Annotated in this window: 16 protein-coding genes and 1 pseudogene; 10 read left to right on the top strand and 7 right to left on the bottom strand. The window is 68.9% G+C overall.

The genetic code is table 11. The annotated features are described in order from the left end of the window. The 4 genes and pseudogenes from E1267_RS45960 to E1267_RS36295 form a co-directional block, all read left to right on the top strand. A pseudogene (locus E1267_RS45960) lies at nt 1-326 on the top strand (hypothetical protein); the annotation flags it as partial. Continuing rightward, entirely contained in the window at nt 323-745 is a 423-nt protein-coding gene (locus E1267_RS36305; protein WP_090935862.1) for a roadblock/LC7 domain-containing protein, read from the top strand. The pseudogene E1267_RS45960 and the gene E1267_RS36305, both read left to right, overlap by 4 nt. A gap of 22 nt (nt 746-767) precedes the next feature. Further along, the gene (locus E1267_RS36300) at nt 768-1169 is read left to right on the top strand and encodes a DUF742 domain-containing protein (protein WP_425465119.1); all 402 of its coding nucleotides are present in this window, start codon (nt 768-770) and stop codon (nt 1167-1169) included. Between the two features lie 28 nt (nt 1170-1197). After that, nucleotides 1198-1728: a GTP-binding protein gene (locus E1267_RS36295; protein WP_246064477.1), complete on the top strand. Its 531-nt coding sequence runs from the start codon at nt 1198-1200 to the stop codon at nt 1726-1728. Nucleotides 1729-1973: 245 nt separating this feature from the next. Here E1267_RS36295 and E1267_RS36290 read toward each other — a convergent pair whose 3' ends face one another. Continuing rightward, nucleotides 1974-2324 carry an ArsR/SmtB family transcription factor gene (locus tag E1267_RS36290; RefSeq protein ID WP_132339589.1) on the bottom strand — a complete coding sequence of 117 codons (351 nt, stop codon included), beginning with the start codon at nt 2322-2324 and terminating at the stop codon, nt 1974-1976. Nucleotides 2325-2378: 54 nt separating this feature from the next. Here E1267_RS36290 and E1267_RS36285 point away from each other — a divergent pair, with 54 nt between their 5' ends. Then, on the top strand, nt 2379-3143 hold the full coding sequence (locus tag E1267_RS36285) for an SDR family NAD(P)-dependent oxidoreductase (RefSeq protein ID WP_132339587.1): 765 nt from the start codon (nt 2379-2381) through the stop codon (nt 3141-3143). Between the two features lie 183 nt (nt 3144-3326). On the opposite strand, the gene E1267_RS36280 is transcribed toward E1267_RS36285, so the two are convergent. The 5 genes from E1267_RS36280 to E1267_RS36260 form a co-directional block, all read right to left on the bottom strand. Continuing rightward, a complete protein-coding gene (locus tag E1267_RS36280) occupies nt 3327-4154 on the bottom strand; it encodes a DUF4429 domain-containing protein (RefSeq protein WP_246064478.1) in 828 nt (275 codons plus the stop codon). 233 nt (nt 4155-4387) lie between these two features. Further along, nucleotides 4388-5158, bottom strand: coding sequence for an ABC transporter ATP-binding protein (locus E1267_RS36275; protein WP_132339583.1), 771 nt, complete (start codon nt 5156-5158; stop codon nt 4388-4390). Nucleotides 5159-5318: 160 nt separating this feature from the next. Then, complete coding sequence (locus E1267_RS36270; protein ID WP_132339581.1) at nt 5319-6176, bottom strand: ABC transporter permease; 858 nt, start codon at nt 6174-6176, stop codon at nt 5319-5321. Continuing rightward, a complete protein-coding gene (locus E1267_RS36265) occupies nt 6173-6988 on the bottom strand; it encodes an ABC transporter permease (protein WP_246064476.1) in 816 nt (271 codons plus the stop codon). The genes E1267_RS36270 and E1267_RS36265 overlap by 4 nt, the downstream gene beginning before the upstream one ends. Continuing rightward, nucleotides 6985-7986, bottom strand: a complete 1002-nt coding sequence (locus tag E1267_RS36260; protein WP_132339577.1) for an ABC transporter substrate-binding protein — start codon at nt 7984-7986, stop codon at nt 6985-6987. Before E1267_RS36260 ends, E1267_RS36265 begins: the two co-directional genes overlap by 4 nt. Nucleotides 7987-8592: 606 nt before the next feature. Here E1267_RS36260 and E1267_RS36255 point away from each other — a divergent pair. From E1267_RS36255 to E1267_RS36240, 4 genes are read left to right on the top strand one after another with little or no spacing between them, the layout of a single operon-like run. Next, the gene (locus E1267_RS36255) at nt 8593-11340 is read left to right on the top strand and encodes a sensor histidine kinase (RefSeq protein ID WP_132339575.1); all 2748 of its coding nucleotides are present in this window, start codon (nt 8593-8595) and stop codon (nt 11338-11340) included. Continuing rightward, nucleotides 11337-11759, top strand: coding sequence for a roadblock/LC7 domain-containing protein (locus E1267_RS36250; protein WP_132339573.1), 423 nt, complete (start codon nt 11337-11339; stop codon nt 11757-11759). The genes E1267_RS36255 and E1267_RS36250 overlap by 4 nt, the downstream gene beginning before the upstream one ends. 38 nt (nt 11760-11797) lie before the next feature. Next, on the top strand, nt 11798-12178 hold the full coding sequence (locus tag E1267_RS36245) for a DUF742 domain-containing protein (RefSeq protein ID WP_132339593.1): 381 nt from the start codon (nt 11798-11800) through the stop codon (nt 12176-12178). After that, on the top strand, nt 12159-12746 hold the full coding sequence (locus E1267_RS36240; RefSeq protein WP_132339571.1) for a GTP-binding protein: 588 nt from the start codon (nt 12159-12161) through the stop codon (nt 12744-12746). Before E1267_RS36245 ends, E1267_RS36240 begins: the two co-directional genes overlap by 20 nt. A gap of 30 nt (nt 12747-12776) precedes the next feature. Here E1267_RS36240 and E1267_RS36235 read toward each other — a convergent pair whose 3' ends face one another. After that, on the bottom strand, nt 12777-13748 hold the full coding sequence (locus E1267_RS36235) for an ABC transporter substrate-binding protein (protein WP_132339569.1): 972 nt from the start codon (nt 13746-13748) through the stop codon (nt 12777-12779). Nucleotides 13749-14207: 459 nt separating this feature from the next. Here E1267_RS36235 and E1267_RS36230 point away from each other — a divergent pair. Next, a partial coding sequence (locus tag E1267_RS36230) for a sensor histidine kinase (RefSeq protein WP_165959994.1) occupies nt 14208-16066 on the top strand: 1859 nt, incomplete at its 3' end.

The raw sequence follows: 16066 nt of genomic DNA, 5'->3' as shown, positions 1-16066 counted from the left end.
CGCAGACACCGGGCAAGCTGCCGCAGCGTAAGCCGGGGCAGTCGGGCGCGGGCGCGTCGTGGTCCTCACCCGCGGACTCCGGCTTCCAGGCAGCGCAGGCCGCCGCGCAGCCTGCGCAGTCCGGCACGACGGCTTCGGGGCTGCCCCGTCGCGTCCCCAAAGCCAACCTGGTGCCCGGTACGGCCAGCCTGGCCGAGCCTCAGGCCACGTCACCGGCGCCGCAGATCTCACCTGAGCGATTGCGCAGCAGGCTCTCCAGCTTCCAGCAGGGTGTCCGGCAAGGCCGAGCATTCACCCGCGGAGAAGAAAATGAGGAGGACAAATGAGAGAAATGAGCCAGGGAGCGCGCGGCATCAGCTGGCTGATCACGGACTTCGTGAACAACGTGCCCGGCGTCGCTCACACGGTCGTGGTCTCGTCCGACGGGCTGCCGCTGGCCTTTTCCGAGGGCTTCCCCAAGGACCGGGCCGACCAGCTCGCCGCGGTCGCGTCAGGTGTGATCAGTTTGACCCAGGGAGCGGCACGGGTCTTCGAGGGCGGTATGGTGACCCAGACCGTCATCGAGATGCAGCGAGGGCTCCTGATGATCATGTCCATCAGTGATGGCTCCTGCCTGGCTGTTCTGGCCGCACCGGACTGTGACATGGGTTTGGTGGCATACCAGATGACTCTGCTGGTCGAGCGGGCGGGCCAGGTGCTGACTCCGGCCGTGCGCGCGGAGCTGCAAGCGGCCCGTCCCCGCTAGGGGGCGGTGACAGGAGAACATGGTGTCAGGTCAGGGTTGGGCTGGCGAGAGTACGCCGCCGCATCCGGCGGCTCCCCGTCCGCAGAAACCTAGTTCCCTGGTACGGCCCTATGCCGTGACCGGGGGGCGCACCGCGCCGCGGATGAAGTTCGCCATGGAGGCCCTGGTGTCCTCCGTGACGTCGGAATATCAAGATATTTCCCTACTTAGTCCGGAGTATCAGGCGATCATTCAGCTGACCCGGAACGTCCGGTCGGTTGCCGAGATCTCCGCCCTTTTACGCCAGCCTCTCGGCGTGGTCCGGGTGCTGATCGCCGACATGGCGTCGGAGGGCCTGATCCGCGTGCACCAGCCTGCGCTGGACGCGGGAAAGCCGGACCTCAACTTGCTCGAAAGGGTGCTCAGTGGACTTCGCAGGCTCTAGCCCCGGCCTAACCTCGACGAAGATCGTCGTGGCCGGGGGCTTCGGCGTGGGGAAGACGACGTTCGTGGGTGCGGTGTCGGAGATCCTCCCGCTCACCACCGAAGCGGTCATGACGGACGCCTCGGCGCACGTCGACGACGTCTCGCTCACGCCGAACAAGACGACGACGACCGTGGCGATGGACTTCGGCCGGGTCTCCCTCGATCGTGACCTGATCCTCTATCTGTTCGGCACGCCCGGGCAGCACCGGTTCTGGTTCATGTGGGACGACCTCGTGCGCGGTGCCATCGGCGCCGTGGTGCTGATCGACACCCGCCGTCTGGCCGACAGCTTCCCGGCCATCGACTACTTCGAAGAGGCCAAGCTGCCGTTCGTGATCGGCGTCAACGGATGGGACGGGCAGTTCGCGCACGCGGACGAGGAAATCCGCGAGGCGCTGTCGATCGGCGGCCACATCCCGATCGTGCGACTGGACGCCCGGCAGCGCGAATCCGTCAAGGGCACCTTGATCACACTGGTCGAGCACGCCCTGACGCGCCACATGCACAGCCCGGTCTAGACGACCCCAACGGCCCGCCACCCTTGCCTGACCGGGGCGGCGGGCCGCGCCCCCTGCGCTCACCGCCGTCCATGCGGGGCGGCGACCTGCCGGGCGCCCGCTCCCCCCTGCCCACCATGCCATCGCGCCCATCGCGCCCATCGGCCTGGTTGAACGAGAAGTCGACGCGGTGCTGCTCCGCCTCGCCCACCGTGAAGGAGAGCTTCACGCGCGAGAGGCCAGCGGGCGGCGGCCACGCCGGGAAATCAGGGATCCGCCCCGTCGCGCAGGCCCACCTGGGAACCCACGTCGTCGATCTCCATCGCTGAGAGCACCACCTGGAGCAGGCCGGGGAAGCGGGCCTGTAAGTCGTCTCTGCGCAGGGTCACGTAGCAGCGGGTGCCTTCCTGGCGGGTGCGGGTCAGCCCGGCGTCGCGCAGCACGCGCAGGTGATGGCTGAGCGTCGACTTGGCCACCGGAGCGCGTAGCTGGCCCCAACCGCGCTCGCGGCCGTCGGCCAGAACGCGCACCAGCCCGACCCGGATCGGGTCGCTCAGCGCGCCCATCACCTCGGTCAGTGCGATCTCGCCCAACTCGGGATGATGTGCCTTCTGCATACGTCCATGCTAGCTTGTTCGACGTTTCACGAACATCGAACATAGGGGGGCGTCGTGACCGATCGACCTGGCGGGCCGCTGGAGGGCAAAGCAGTGATCGTGACCGGGGCCGGGACGGGGATCGGCCGCGCCGCCGCGCTCGCCCTCGCCCGCGCCGGGGCGTACGTGCTTGGGGTGGGCCGCCGCGCCGACGTGCTGCGGGAGACCGCGGACCAGCATCCCGGCATCGCCGTCCTCGCCGCCGACGTCTGCGGCGAGGACGCGCCCGGCACGGTCGTCGGCGCGGCGATCGAGCGGTGGGGCCGCCTCGACGTGCTCGTCAACAGCGCCGGCGCCACGGCCATGATGCCGCTGGCCGAGACCGACGCCAAGCGCATCGGGGCCCTGTTCGCGCTCAACGTCACCGCGCCCAGCCTGCTCGCGCGTGCCGCGCTGCCCCATCTGAAGGCCGCCCGCGGAGCGATCGTCAACGTCTCCAGCACGTACGGGCACCGCCCGCTGCCAGGCGCCGCCCACTACGCCGCCTCCAAGGCCGCCCTGGAGCAGCTGACCCGCAGCTGGGCCCTGGAACTCGCGCCCGACGGGATCCGCGTCAACGCCCTGGCTCCCGGCCCCACCGAGAGCGAGGCGCTGGCCGCCTCCGGGCTGCCTCAGGAGACGGTCGAGCAGATCAAGCGGGACGAGGCGGCCCGCATCCCGCTCGGCCGCCGTGGCGAGCCGGACGAGGTCGCCGCCTGGATCGTGCACCTCGCCGACCCAGCCGCCACCTGGATCACCGGCCAGGTCCTCACCGTCGACGGCGGCCTGGAACTGGTGTGACCCGGAGCCTCACGTGAGCGTCAGGCGCGCACCGGCGGCACGCGGTGAGGCTGGATGGCCGACCGCCGAGTCATGCCGGCAACGCCGGTTGTGGTGGCCGGTTTCGAGCGACGCCCGTGGCGAGTTCCGGTGGCCGGTCTCGGGTGACGGTGAGGTGGTGAGGTGGTTACGGGGGCGGCGGGGTCATAGGCGGGAGAGCAGCTCCGCCTTCTTGACCTGGAACTCCCTCTCCGTCAGCAGCCCCGCGTCACGAAGCTCGCCGAGCTTGGCGATCAGCCCGGCCACGTCGGACACGGCCGAGGGAAGCTCCTTCGCCTCCTGGGCCGGGACGGCGGTGGGGATCGAGGCGAGGACGGCGGCGGCGAAGGGCAGCGACTTGTGAGTGGAGCCCCAGCCCAACCCGAAGACGACGGAGGCAGGGTCCTTGTCGGGCTCGGGCGGCGGCCGGCGGCCGCGCACCAACAGCCGCAGGCATCCGCTCGCGCCTTCCGGCGCGTGCCATTCGACACCCTCCAGGTCCGCGGGGACGTAACGCTGGTCGCCCGCCGCGTACTTGGCCGACGTCGCTCCCGACCAGAACCAGGTGAGGGTGATGGTCTCGCCGTCGAAGGCGGCCGAGCCGTCCCAGCCCTTGAAGGCGCGTGGTGGCAACGGGCCGGCGACCAGGAAACCGGCGGCGGGGCCGCGGCCGGTGAGGGCCGAACGCAGTTCTTCCGCGTAGTAATCGGCGAGTGACTCCTTGTCGGCGGACAGCACCAGCCTGTAGGGGTCGGCCGACTCCTTGAGCTGCCCGGCCGCGGCGGCCATCAACGGATCGGCGCCATGCCGGGGTTCGGCCCGCAGCACCACCGTGCCCCGCTTGCCGGGGGTGAGGGTGACCTTGGCGATCGCCTCGTAAGGCACCACCCGCTCACCGAGTTCTGAGAGAAGTTTGGGCGCTTTTCCGTTTTCAGGCTTGATACGGAGAAATTCGGATTCGAACTCCCACGAGCAGCCCCGGCCTGCCAACACATCCGCCACGAAGTCCAGAATAGGCCGACATTCGCTGACGGGCTGGAGTACAACCACGTAACCGGTCGACAGAGCGCCGTGACGGGGCCGGCCCCGTGCGGGTCAGCGGGCGTCTCCCTGGAGGCCCTCAGCCCCGTGCGGCGGCTGGCGTGACCTTGGCGCAGCCGTAAAGTATGGGGGGTTTTTCGAGCGGCGAACAGCCAAAGCGGCGAGCAACACGGGACCCGGCGGACTCACACGGTCGCGTGGCCTCGGACCAGGCGGCCGACCTCCGCGCGCAGATGCACGAAGTCGGGGTGCTCGCGGGTGGAGATCTGGTCGCGCGGCGCGGGCAGCTCCACCTTGAGGTCGCCGACGACGTGCGCCGGGGCCTTCGAGAGCACCACCACGCGGTCGCCGACGTAGACGCTCTCGTCGATGTCGTGGGTGATGAGCACGATCGTCATCTGGTGGTGGCCGCGCACCTTGAGCACGAGGTCCTCCAGGTCCTCGCGGGTCTGCGCGTCGACGGAGCCGAACGGCTCGTCCATGAGCATCAGGGTCGGCCGGTACGCCAGCGCCCGCGCGATCGCCACCCGCTGCTGCATGCCGCCGGAGAGCTGGAACGGGTATTTGCGCCCGGCGTCCTGTAGCCCGACGGACTCCAGGGCTTCCTGGGCGGCCTCGCGGCGCCGGCGTTTGTCCATGTTCTTGCGGCGCAGGGGCAGCGCCACGTTGTCGGCCACCGACATCCACGGGAACAACGAGCGGCTGTAGTCCTGGAAGACGACGGCCAGGTTGTCGGGGGTCTGGCGCACGACGTCTCCCTCGACCCTGATCTCGCCTCCGGTCGGGGTGATCAGGCCGGCGATCGAGCGCAGCAGCGTCGACTTCCCGCATCCTGAGGGGCCGACGATGCACAGCAGCTCTCCCGCCGCGACACTCAGGTTGAGCCCGTCGATGGCGTGGTGCTCGTTCGGGCTTCCGCCGCCGTAAACGTGGGAGAGGTTGTCTATCTCGAGCAATGGATGTCCTTGGGGGCGAGGCCGCGGAGTGCAGGGAGGCTCTTGCGGAGCCGGGACGACAACATTATCGAAGGGTAAATTGCCGGACATGTCGGTTAGGTAACCTATTGAGAACGCGATCTCAGTCTTTCACGGGCGCCACCGTCATGGGGAGACACGCTCACGGGGCCGCCAGTTGTTGCGCGGTGTGGTGCCAGCCGAGCATCCGGCGCTCCACGACCAGGAACAGCTCGTTGAGCACATAGCCCAGCACCCCCAGCAGGACGATGCCGGCCCAGATGCCGGGCAGGTCGAAGGTGGAGTAGGCGTCGGTGATCTGAAAGCCGATGCCGTTCGTGGTGCCGGGCAGCAGCTCGGAGAAGACCATGACGATCAGCGAGAGCGACAGCGCCAGCCGCAGCCCGGCGAACATCTTGGGCAGCGTGGACGGCACCACCACCCGCAGCAGCAACTCGGCCCGCGACAGCCGGAAGGACTGGCAGGTCTGCAGGTGCAACGGCTCGACCGAACGCGCGCCGTCGGCGGTGTTGAGCAGCACCGGCCACACGATGCTGAACATGATGAACGCCAGCTGCATGCGCAGCCCGAACCCGAACAGCACGAGGAAGACGGTGACCAGAGCGGGCGGCGGGATCGCCCGCAGGAACTGCAGCACCCCGTCGAGATAGTCGTACGCACTGGCCGACAGTCCCACCGCGAGCCCGATCACGACCCCGGCCAGCGCGCCACCCGCGAACCCCGCCGCCATCCTGCCCAGGCTCGGCAGGATGTTCTCCACGGCCGCGTCGGTCAGGAACAACGTGCCGATCGGGCCCGAGAACCACATGGTGTGCATGCGAAGCACGATCGCGCTCGGCGGCGGGAAGAAGGTGCTGCCCGCCAGCCGCGTGACCGCCTCCCAGACGAGCACGAGCACAAGCAGCACCACCCAGCGGAACGCCGCCGTGCGGACTCCTCTGAGCCTCATGGTCGTGCCCACTTCTCTGCGCCTGGCCGTGCGCGCTCCGCTGCGCCTCATGGCCGCTCTCCCAACTGCGCGTGGTGCCAGCGGAACGCCCGCCGCTCGGCGGCCACCAGCAGCGCGTTGACCACGACCCCGAACAGGCCGACCCAGAACACGCCGGCCATGATGTCGATCATCCGCGCGGGCACGGAGATCCCGGCGAAGAAGATGAACACGCCGATGCCCTCGCCCCGCCCGGCCACGATCTCGGTGCTGACGGTCAGGATGAGCGCCACCCCGGCGGCCAGCCTGACCCCGGTGGTGATGAACGGCGCCGACGACGGCAGCGACACGCGCAGCAGCACCGCCAGGGGGCCGAAGCCGTACGACCTGAGCGACTCCTTGGCGAGCGGGTCGACGCCGCGCAGGCCGTACATCGTGTTGTAGAGGATGGGCCAGAGCGAGGCGTAGACCACCAGCGTGACACGCAGTTGGAGCCCGGTGCCGATGACGAGGGCCACCAGCGGGATGAGCGCCACCGACGGGATCGGCCGCAGGAACTCGACGACCGAGCGCATCGCGGCGTCGATGATCGGTACGCTCCCGAGCAGCAGCCCGAGCGGCACCGCGATGGCCGCCGCGATGCCGAGGCCCATCGCCCAGGCGAGCAGGCTGGTCAGGGCGTGCCCGGCGAAGGCCGGATCGGCCGGCAGCGTGACCGCCCGCCCGACGATCTCCGTGGCCGGCGGCAGGAACTCCGGATCGGCCAGGCCGGTCCGGCTGGTGAGCTCGATCAGGGCGGCGAAGGCGAGCGCCCCGGCCGCCCGGCGCGACCAGCGGGTGGTCGTGGACGCCGGGCGGGCACGGGACAGGGTCTGGGCGCTCACCCCGACGTGGTGGGCGACATGAGGGACTTCACGTCGATCGCCTTGGACAGCCATTTGGCCTCCAGCATCCAGTCGGCCACCCGCTGGAGGCGGACCGGATTGTCGTTGCTGGAGAAGTAGGGGAACGTGACCGTGGCGGCCGTGGCCGCGTTGATCTGGGTGAAGGTCGGCAGCACCTTGGCCACGACCTCGCGGTTGTTCTCCATCAGCTTGCCCGCGTTGTGGATGGCCCGCTGGAACGCCGCGGCGGCCTTGGGGTTCTTGTCGTACCACTCCTGCGTGCCGACGTAGCCGGAGATCGGGAACTCCGCGGCCGGCCCGGACGCGGGGTCGAGAATCTTGCGGGCGCCCATGGACGCCGTGGCGGCGGTGACCATCGGCTCGCCGAGGTAGGCGGCGTCGATCTGGCCGCCCTTCCACGACGGCATGATGTTCTGGAACGTCACCTGGACGTATTTGATCGTGGCCGGATCGACGTTGTTGGCCTTGAGCACCTGCGTGAGCGCCAGTTCCTGGAAGTTGTGCAGGACGTTCACGTTGATCGTCTTGCCTTCGAGGTCTTTCGGCGCCTTGATGGGCGAGTCGGGCAGCGCCATGATGCTCAGCGAGTCGGGGGAGGCGCGCGAACCCTCGGCCAGGATCCGCAGCTTGAGCGAGCCCTTGTCGTGGGCGGCGAACATCGACACGTAGTTGCCGAACATGGCGTCGATCTCGCCGTTCAGCATCATGGGGATGGCCTCGGGGGAGGCCTGGACGACCTGCGGGGTGACCTCAAGGCCCTCTTTCTCGAAGAGTCCCTGGTCGATGGCCACATAGAGGGCTGCGCTGTCGATGGCGGGCAGGGTGGCGACCTTGATCTCCGTCTTCTCCAGGCCGCCGTTGGCGGGTGCGGACGATGGCGCGCTGGCGGTCGTTGAACCGCCTGTGCTGCACGCCACGACACCGAGTATCAGAGCGATCCCGATGATGGCGGTCCTGGCGGGACGGCCAAGCCTCATGTCAGGGACTCCCTTCAGATGGAGCCAGGGGGGAACCGAGGGCTTCTGCTCCCGGATGGCTGCGTGCCTGACGCACAACAGAGATCGACGGTAGCACCAAATTAGTGGTCATTATCGCGAGAACAACACTTGTGGTTGCAATGTCTGTTTCCGGCTCTATCGTGAAATTCTGGCGACCGATACGCGCCCGAAAGAATGTCCGTTTTGGGACTGGAGGTGAAGGCGAGACCTCAGTAGCGCATGGTGCATGCTATTCGATTCTTTCTGCGAGTCAAGAGGTGGCCCGCGGGCGGCCCTCTATTGCCTATTTCGCCTGATGAGAGGCCCTGTACCGATTCTGCGCAATTTTCTGGACACTAGGGGATAAACACCCCATATGGGCACTGATGGTGGTTGGCCCTTGGCGACCCCTGTGCTCAAATGGCGCCTATCTGGACGTTCATATTTCCCCACCTGCAATAACCTGCACGGCCACCGAGAATTCCCCCTCCAGGCGAGAGGTTGCGAAGGCAAGTGAGAACGCAGAGCGCTGAAGCTTCCGCCGACCGCGAGCCGCACGGGCATGAGAAGCGACGGTTGCCCCAGCCGAGTTCCAAAAGGTTTGGATTGGGCAACTGGCACGTACGGTCACGGCTCGTCGCGCTGATCGTCGTTCCCACGGCCGTGGCCGTGGGTCTGGGCGGACTGAACGTGATCACCTCGCTCAGTGACGCCAACACCTATCAGACCCTCAGAGAGGTCGCCGAGTTCAGCCAGCAACTCGGCGCCGTCACCCACGAGCTGTCCTTCGAACGTGACGAGACCGCGCTCTACATCGCCCAGGGCCGGCCGGACAACCGCGAGGCCCAGCTGCGCACCACCTACAGCGCGGTGGACGGGCACATCGAGGAGGCCAAGGAGCGGGCGGCGGCGATAACGGACACCCACGCCGACGCCGTACGACCGGTGCTGCGCCGCCTCGACGAGATCAGGACGGTACGCGACACGGCGGTCAACGGAAAGATCCAGCCCCTGCCGATGATCCAGAAGTACTCGCAGATCATCGCGACCCTGCTGCAGTTCCACGACCAGGTCGGCCAGGTCGCGGTGGACGACGAGGTGTCACGCAGCGCCGGCTCGCGGGCCGCCATCGCGAGGGCCAAGGAGCAGGCGTCCAAGCAGCGCGGCATCCTGGCCAGCGCGCTGGACAGGAAGGGCTTCGACAGCGGTGAGCTCGACGCGCTGACCGACGCCAAGTCGCGCGAGGAGAGCGAGACGACGCTGTTCGCCACGCTGGCCAACCTCGAACAGCTGGAGCTCTACCGCAACACGGTCGTGGGCCGGGACGTCGACCAGACCGACCTGTTCAGGCTCCGCGCCATGGCCCAGGCGGCCGAGGGCAAGGAGCTGAGCATCGGTGGTCGGCCCGCCCAGGACGCGGCCACGTGGGTCGAGGTCAGCACCGGCAAGATCGACGCGCTGCGCGCCGTGGAGAAGGGGTTGTCCTCCTCCGTCATCCTGCGCGCGAGGGCCCTGGAGGAGAGCGCCAACCGCTCGGCGCTGATCTCCGGCGGCTTCATCCTGGTGCTGCTGCTCGTGGTGCTCGCGATCATCTCGCTCATCGCCCGCTCGCTCATCAGGCCGCTGCGCAAGCTGCGCGGCGAGGCGCTCGACATCGCGGGCAACCGCCTGCCCGGTACCGTGCGCGAGCTGCGCGAAAGTGGGGACGGAACGGTCCCGCCGGTCGACCCGATCGGCGTGGACACCCACGACGAGATCGGCGAGGTGGCGCGGGCGTTCGACGAGGTGCATCGTGAGGCGGTGCGGCTGGCGGGTGAGGAGGCGCGGCTGCGCAGCAATGTGAACGCGATGTTCGTGAACCTGTCGCGGCGTAGTCAGACGCTGGTGGAGCGGCAGATCACGTTGATCGACGGTCTGGAGCAGGGTGAGCAGGACGAGCAGCGGCTCGGGAACCTGTTCAAGCTGGACCACCTGGCCACGCGTATGCGGCGTAACAGTGAGAACCTGCTGGTGCTGGCGGGTCAGGACCCGCCGCGCCGCTGGAGCCAGCCGGTCAAGCTGGTCGACGTGGCGCGCGCGTCGTTGTCCGAGGTGGAGAACTACGAGCGGGTCGTGCTGCAGGTTCCCGATGGTGTGTCGGTGGCCGGTCAGGCGGTCAACGACGTCATTCACCTGATCGCGGAGCTGGTGGAGAACGCCCTGTCGTTCTCGCCGCGTGAGACGCGGGTGACGGTGTCGGGCAGCAGGATCGACGGCGGCGGCGTGATGCTGTCGATCACCGACTCCGGCATCGGGATGACGCAGGAGGAGCTGATCCAGGCCAACGAGCGCCTGACCGACGCGCCGACCGTGGACGTGTCGGTGTCGCGGCGCATGGGCCTGTTCGTGGTCGCCCGCCTGGCGCACCGCCACGGCATCCGGGTGCAACTGCGCCCGCACAGCTCCGGCGGGCTGACCGCGATGGTGCTGATCCCGGAGAACATGCTGGGCACGCAGGCGCCGCCCCTCACCGGCACACCGTCCTTCTCCGGCAACCAGCCTCCCGCGTTCTCCGGCAACCAGCCTCCCGCCCTCGCGGGCGCGGCGAGCGGCGGGCCCAGGGACGAGCCGTACTCCGGCCCGCACCCCGCGCCGCCGGCCACGGACTGGCCGCAGGCGCCGTACCAGCTGGGGCCGGGCCACCCGTCCTTCCCGTCGAACCCGGACCCGGGCGGTTCCTGGCCCCCGTCGGCTCCCTGGCAGCCCGAGCCCGGCGGCTGGCCGCAGGCGCCGCTCGGCTACGACGGGGCCGACGTGTGGAACTCGCACCGCGGCCCGGCGCTGAACGGCGACCGCGGTCTGCCCAGGCGGCCAGTGCCCGAGCCCCCGCCGGGCGGCTGGAGCAACGACACGATGCCGCCGCAGCGGCCGGGGTTCGACCACCAGGATCCGGACCCGGGTACGGCGGGTTCCATCCCGGCGGCCCCACCCGCCTCCGGCGGTGACGACTACCTGCCGATCTTCGCCGCTGTCGAATCCGCCTGGTTCGGCCGCGACGGGAGCGGCGCAAGCTGGGGCCCGTCCAAGGCGGACGAGGGCTGGAGCGCGGCGGAAGCGGTGGTGGAGCCAGTGCGTAACGGATCGACGGCCGCAGGGCTGCCCAAGCGGGTGCCCAAGGCCAACCTGGTGCCCGGCTCGGCGGACACCTCGTCGTCGCCGAAGGGGGTGACGCCGATGCCGTCGGTGTCACCTGACCGGATCCGCAGCCGGCTCTCCAGCTTCCAGCAGGGGTTCCGGGCGGCACGTGATGACATCACCGAGGGCAGGGCGTTCCCCTCAGGCCCGGCGGACAACAACAGGGAGGAGGACGCATGAGGGACCTGAGTCACGCGGCACGCGGAGTCGACTGGCTGATCACCGACTTCGTCAGCACCGTCCCCGGGGTCGCGCACGCGGTGGTCGTCTCGTCAGACGGATTACCGCTGGCGGCGTCGTCGGGGTTTCCCGCTGATCGGGCGGATCAGCTGGCGGCCATCGCGTCGGGCCTGGTGAGTTTGACGCAGGGTGCGGCGCGGGTGTTCGAGGGGGGTGCGGTCAATCAGACGATCGTGGAGATGCAGCGTGGGTTGATGCTGATCATGTCGGTCAGTGATGGTTCGTGTCTGGCTGTGCTGGCGGCTCCGGATTGTGACATGGGGTTGGTGGCGTACCAGATGACGCTGATGGTTGATCGCGCCGGTCAGGTGCTGACTCCGGCTGTGCGTGCGGAGTTGCGCGCCAGCCAGACCAGGTGATGTAGGTGACAGACCCCCGATGGAACAGCGGCGACTGGGTGCCTCCGCCTCAGCCCCAGTCCCAGTCGCAGCTGAACCCTGACCCGGCGTCGCCCGTCCGCCCGTACGCGGTGACAGGCGGACGGACGGCGCCGCGGGTCAAGCTGGCGATGGAGGCCCTCGTGTCCTCGGCGACCGCCGAGCAGCGGGAGTTCTCGCACATCACGCCGGAGTACCAGGCGATCAGTCAACTGTGCCGGCAGGTCCGGTCGGTGGCGGAGGTGTCGGCCCTGCTGCGGATCCCGCTCGGCGTGGTACGGGTCCTGATCGCTGACATGGCCGCCGAAGGTCTGGTCCGCGTGCACCAGCCGCAGCTGGATGAGGGTAGGCCGGACGTCAATCTGCTCGAAAGGGTGCTCAGTGGACTTCGCAGGCTCTAGTCCCGGCCTCACCTCCACCAAGATCGTGGTGGCCGGAGGTTTCGGGGTGGGCAAGACGACGTTCGTCGGCGCGGTGTCGGAGATCATGCCGTTGACCACGGAGGCCGTCATGACGGACGCCTCCAAGGGCATCGACGATCTGGGCATGACGCCGTTGAAGTCGACGACGACCGTGGCGATGGACTTCGGCCGGGTCTCCCTCGATCGTGACCTGATCCTCTATCTGTTCGGCACGCCCGGGCAGCACCGGTTCTGGTTCATGTGGGACGACCTCGTGCGCGGTGCCATCGGCGCCGTGGTGCTGGTCGACACCCGCCGTCTGGCCGACAGCTTCCCCGCCATCGACTACTTCGAGGAGGCGCAGCTGCCGTTCGTGGTGGGCGTCAACGGCTGGGACGGACAATATCCGCACAGCGACGCCGAAGTGCGCGACGCTCTGACCCTGGCCCCGCACATCCCGATGGTGCGCCTCGACGCCAGGTCGAAGGACTCCGTCAAGAGCGCGCTGATCAACCTGGTCGAACACGCCCTCTCGGTCAGGATGGCCGTGCCGGGCTGGGGCGGCTGAGCCCTCCTTCCGCGAGCGGGCGGGCTCGCGTCACTGCTCAGGGATGGGCACGACCATCGAGGCCACATCGACCTTCGCCTTCAGGTAGCCGAACTCGTGCATCAGGTCCGCCACCCGCTGGATGCGCGTGGCGTTCAACGATGTGGGGAACGTCCCCATCGCCATGGTCATCACCGCCTCCTTCGGGGTCTGGGTGTAGAGCGGGACGACCTCGGCCAGCACCGTGCGGTCGGTCGCGGCCAGGCGCTGGGCCTTGGACACGGCGCGCTGGAAGGCGGCGACGGTTTTCGGGTGCCGGGCCGTCCACTCCTCCGTCGCGGCCCAGCCGTCGATCGGCAGCGCGTCGGTGGGACCCGTGTTGGTGTCGAGCAGCAGTCGCGCGCCCGCCTGCTGGGCGGCCGACAGGAACGGCTCCACCATCCACGCGGCGTCCACCTGCGACTGCTTGAGGGCGGTCAGCTGTGCCTCGAAGTTGACCACGACGAACTTCACCTGCTCGGGAGGCAGGTCGTAGGCCTTCAGGTGGGCGCTCATCGACATCGTGCCCAGGTTGTCGAGCGAGTTGACGGCGATCGTTTTGTCCTTGAGGTCCTTCGGGCCCTGCAGCGGGGAGTCGTTCATGACCACGACCCCGGCGATGCCGGGCGCGGCCGCCAGGCTGTCGTGGAGGATCTTGATCTTCGCCGCGCCACTGTCCTGGATGTTGATCAGAGACACGTAGCTGCCCTTGAAGATGTCCATGGAGCCGTTGAGGATCTTCGGCATGACGGTCTGGGGAGCCTGGATGACCTCCGTCCTGACGGTCAGGCCCTCCTCCTTGAAGAAGCCCTTGCGGTCGGCGATGAACACCGGAGCCGACGAGGGCGTCGGGCTGACGCCGATCGTCAGCGCGGTCTTCTCCAGGCCGCCCGTGGACGGTCCTTCGCCGGCGCCGGAGCATGCGGTCAGGACGATCGTGGCGGCGAGCGCCACGCACGCGCGGAAGGCTGGCCCGGGTCGCATGGTTCTCCTTGGCCGAGGCGTTTTCGTGCTTCGGGGTCATGGGAGGCAGGCGGTGATCGTACAGCAGGAGTGGCGCGAAAGCCATGAATAGTCTCTCGGGCGGAACGCAGTGAAACATCGCCGATTGTCGGTTACTGTCCGGCTTTCATGACGTCTCTGCTCTGCTGGGGCCGATTTGACGTTAGTCATCCTTTCCAGGCAGTCAGGTGGTTTGTAAGGTTGGCGCTACCTGCCTGGCGTGTGTTGAAATTGCCATTCATCTCGGGGTACGCATCAGGCGCCGATGCCGGCGTGTACGTAGGCCAGAGAGTGGAGCCAGTGAGCAATCGATCGCCTGCGGACGTTCACCGTCCCCACCCGCCTTCACCGTCGAGGCCGCATGGCCGCAACGGGGAAAAGGGACGGCGCAAATTCCGGTTCCGGGATTGGCGGGTACGGTCGCGGCTCATCGCCCTCATCGTGATCCCCACCGGGGTCAGCATCGTGGTCGGCGCGCAGCAGGTCATCACGTCGTGGAATCTGGCGAGCCAGTACCAGCGCGTCATGGACAAATCCGAGCTCAGCGCCTCCGTCACCGAGCTGACCCACCAGCTGGCCCTCGAACGCGACCTCGCCGTGCACTACGTGGCCGCCGGCCGCACCCCCGAACGCGAGGAGCCGCTGCGCACGCAGTTCGGCCCCGTGGACGCCGCCGCGGAGGACTTCCGCGACAAGGCCGCCGCCATCACGCCCGCGTACGGCGAGAGCGCGTCCGCCCTCACCCGGCAGTTGCTCAGCCGCCTGCCGGAGATCGCCGCCACCCGCAACACCGTGCTCGGTTCCGAACTGCTCGCCCTGCCCACCGTCACCAAGTACTCCCAGATCATCGCCGTGCTTGCCCAGTTCCACGACCAGATCGGCAAGGGAGGCGACCAGGAGGAGCTCGCCGGCGACGTGGCCGCGCTCTCCGCCCTGTCCAAGGCGTACGACGCCGCCTCCGAACAGCGCGGCCTGCTCGCCGCAGCGGCCGCCGCCGGGCGGTTCCAGAGCGGCGAGCTGGACCGGTTCATCGCGGCCCGCGCACGCCAGGAGAGCGAGGTCACCGTGTTCAGGGCGGTGGCCACGCCGGAGCAGCGCCAGCTCTACGACGACACCGTCACCGGCACCCTGGTGGACCGGGCCGAGGTGATCCGGCTGCGCGCGCTGGCCCAGGCCGCCGAGGGCGACCGCATCGACATCGAGCCGGAGCGCCAGGACGACGCCGACCACTGGTTCGAGGCGAGCAGCGGCTCCGTGAACGGCATCTGGACCATGCAGCGCCGGATCGGCGAGGAGATCAACGTCCAGAGCAGGACGCTCAAGGACGCCGCCCGCCAGGAGGCGCTCCTGGCCGCCGCCTACAGCCTCCTGCTGCTGCTCGCGGTACTGATCATCACGGCCATCATGGCCAGGTCACTCGTCAGCCCGCTGCGCAGGCTCCGTACCGAGGCCCTGCACATCGCCGGCGCCCGCCTCCCGGAGACGGTCCGCCTGCTGCGCGAGCGCGGCGACCAGGCGGGGCTCGTCCCGCCGCCCATCGGGGTCGACTCCCGCGACGAGATCGGCGAGGTCGCCCGTGCGTTCGACGAGGTGCACCGCGAGGCCATCCGGCTGGCCGGCGAGGAGTCCCGGCTGCGCGCGAACGTCAACGCCATGTTCGTCAACCTGTCCAGGCGCAGCCAGACCATGGTCCAACGCCAGATCCAGATCATCGACGGGCTGGAGCAGGGCGAACAGGACGAGCGGCGGCTGGCCGGCCTGTTCAGCCTCGATCACCTGGCCACGCGCATGCGGCGCAACAACGAGAACCTGCTGGTCCTGGCCGGCCAGGACGCCCCCCGCCGGTACAACGAGCCGGTCGGCCTGGCCGACGTGGTGCGCGCCGCCCTGTCCGAGGTCGAAGGGTACGAGCGCGTCGTGGCCAAGCTCGCGGAGGGCGTCGCCGTCTCCGGGCAGGCCGTCAACGACATCGTCCACCTGCTGGCCGAGCTGATCGAGAACGCGCTGGCCTTCTCGCCGTACGAGACCCGCGTCACCGTCGCCACCGGGACGATGGAGAGCGGCGGGCTCGTGCTCACCGTCGACGACACCGGCATCGGCATGACCCAGGACGAGCTCGAACAGGCAAACGCCCGGCTCGCCCGCGCGCCCACGGTGGACGTGTCGGTCTCCCGCCGCATGGGGCTGTTCGTGGTCGCCCGGCTGGCGCAGCGGCACGGCGTACGGGTGGAGCTGCGATCGCACAAAGCCGGTCTGACCGCGATCGTGCTCTTACCCGGCTCCCTGCTCCACCCTCACCT

This window comes from Nonomuraea longispora (assembly GCF_004348345.1).
GTDB classification, from domain to species: domain Bacteria; phylum Actinomycetota; class Actinomycetes; order Streptosporangiales; family Streptosporangiaceae; genus Nonomuraea; species Nonomuraea longispora.
The sequence above is the reverse complement of the archived record's forward strand: the minus strand, read 5'-3'. Positions and strand labels throughout refer to the sequence as shown.